Source organism: Thermoanaerobacter sp. A7A (assembly GCF_000445185.1).
Classification (GTDB): domain Bacteria; phylum Bacillota; class Thermoanaerobacteria; order Thermoanaerobacterales; family Thermoanaerobacteraceae; genus Thermoanaerobacter.
Window position 1 is genome coordinate 1 of sequence record NZ_AVAF01000088.1, and the last position, 2,344, is coordinate 2,344.

Annotated in this window: 3 protein-coding genes; all 3 read left to right on the top strand. The window is 33.8% G+C overall.

Annotated features, from left to right (window positions below; all coding sequences use genetic code 11):
* The coding region (locus M663_RS0105455; protein ID WP_029688232.1) for a lactate dehydrogenase at window positions 1-658 on the top strand (658 nt) is incomplete at its 5' end.
* Between the two features lie 87 nt (window positions 659-745).
* On the top strand, window positions 746-1,204 hold the full coding sequence (locus tag M663_RS0105460) for a hypothetical protein (protein ID WP_019907263.1): 459 nt from the start codon (window positions 746-748) through the stop codon (window positions 1,202-1,204).
* A 1-nt stretch (window position 1,205) separates the two neighbouring features.
* Entirely contained in the window at window positions 1,206-2,306 is a 1,101-nt protein-coding gene (locus M663_RS0105465; RefSeq protein WP_004400261.1) for an FAD-dependent oxidoreductase, read from the top strand.
* Window positions 2,307-2,344 lie beyond the last annotated feature (38 nt).

A 2,344-nucleotide genomic window follows, 5' to 3' on the forward strand; every position in this document is an offset into this window, starting at 1 on the left:
CACAATGATTTTTAAAGACATAGTGGCAAAACTTATTAAAGTAAATGACACAGCAATATACCTTATAGTTACAAATCCTGTAGATATTCTTACATACGTTACCTATAAAATATCTGGTTTGCCATACGGAAGAGTGTTGGGGTCTGGCACAGTTCTTGACAGTGCGAGATTCAGATATCTTTTAAGCAAACATTGTAACATAGATCCGAGGAATATACACGGATATATAATTGGGGAGCATGGCGATTCTGAGCTTGCAGCTTGGAGCATTACGAACATAGCAGGTATACCAATTGATAATTATTGCAATTTATGTGGAAGAGTATGTGAAAAAGATTTTAGAGAGGAGATTTTTAATAATGTTGTAAGAGCAGCTTATACGATAATAGAAAAAAAGGGTGCGACATATTATGCGGTTGCTCTCGCAGTAAGAAGAATTGTGGAAGCTATTTTCAGAGATGAAAATTCTATTTTAACTGTATCATCTCCGTTAACCGGGCAATATGGTGTTACAGATGTGGCTTTGAGCCTTCCGTCCGTTGTCGGACGAAATGGAATCGTGAATATACTTGAATTGCCACTTTCAGAGGAAGAAATTGCTGCTTTTAAAAGATCGGCCGAAGTTATCAGTAGAGTAACACAAGAGCTTGATATATAAGAGGGGAAACCCTCTTTTTTTGTATATAAAAAGTCACAGTGTGAAAATATAATAATTAAAACAATGATTTTTTAGGATGTGATGGCTGTGCAAAAAATAACACAACAAGAGATTATACTAAGTTCTTTTGTTGAAGCTCAAAATTTGGAAAAAATATTATTGGACAAAGTGAGAGAATATGGGAAAGAAGTGATGGACAATCAAACAAAAGCATTGCTAAAACAAATTGAAATAATGGTCAAAAACCACAAAGAGGATATAAAGAAAGCAGAAAAAACTATGCATATTGGCTCGCTTTCCAAAAAGAACATGTCTCAAGAGCCTTTAGACATGCTTCAAGATTTACTAAAAAATTTAGTCAATATTCAGGCTTTTTACAACGAAAGTGTCGTAAATATAACTAATCCATATGTAAGGCAATTGTTTACTCAAATGAGGGATGATGTTATGAGATTTATTTCTATTCTTCAAATGGAGATTGAAAGTCTGGAATCGAAACCTTCTATTCCAAATAACACAGTTTTAAATACACCGGAGATGAGTTAACATGAAAGTGGCTATTATTGGCGCTGGTGTTTCAGGGCTGGCTGCGGCGATTACTTTTCAAAGATATGGTATTACACCAGATATTTTCGAAAAAAAGTGCAAAATAGGTGAATTATTTAACCATGTTGCGGGGTTATTAAAAGTGATAAATAGGCCTATAAAGGATCCGCTTCATCATCTTAAAAATGTTTATGGAATAGAGGTTAAGCCAATTAACACAATTGACAAAATAGTTATGAAGGGGCCAACTGTAACGGCTTCTGTTACTGGGAGTAATCTTGGGTATATGATTTTAAGAGGGCAGGACGCAAACTCTCTTGAAAATCAATTGTATAATAAGTTAGAAATACCAGTTAATTTCAATATAGAAGCTGATTATAAAAAGTTAAAAAATAATTACGATTATGTCATTATTGCTACGGGAAGTTCGCAAATTCCAAAAGAATTGGGGTGTTGGCAAGAACTGGTGACGACCTGGGTGAGAGTTGCAAATGTATTAGGAAATTTTGATACAAAAACTCTTATAATGTTGATAAATACTTTATACACTAAGAGCGGCTATGTGTATTTGATTCCTTACAATGAAAAAAGAGCTGTTTTAGCTATGGTTATACCTTACATTTCAAAAGAAGAGCTGCAGTATTATTGGGATACCTTTCTAAAGGTAGAGAAAATGAATGTAGATATTGTCAATATGGTGGATTTGCAGCATACTTCGGGTAATTGTTTTCCACATCAATATGAAAACTTGCTTTTTGTTGGGAATGCAGGAGGGGCGATAGAGCCTTTTTTAGGATTTGGAACTTTTAACTCTATTATGAGTGGGGCAATAGCTGCTAAAAGCATAGCAGAGGGAATTGACTTTGAAAAAGAAATTAGTTTTTTGTCAAATGCTAATATAAAAATGTTGGAGTTTAGAAAAGCTTTAGACCTTATGGACAATGATAAATTGGACAAGTTTATAAAAATTCTTACTTTTCCTCCAGTGAAAAAACTTGTTTACAATACTAATTTCAATGCGATAAAATACGGTTCACTTTTTATGGAATATACAGTAAACAAGCTACACAATAAACCTTATGAACAAAGAAAGAAGGTATAAAAATGAGAGTGGCAATAATTGGAGCAGGAGTAGCAGGC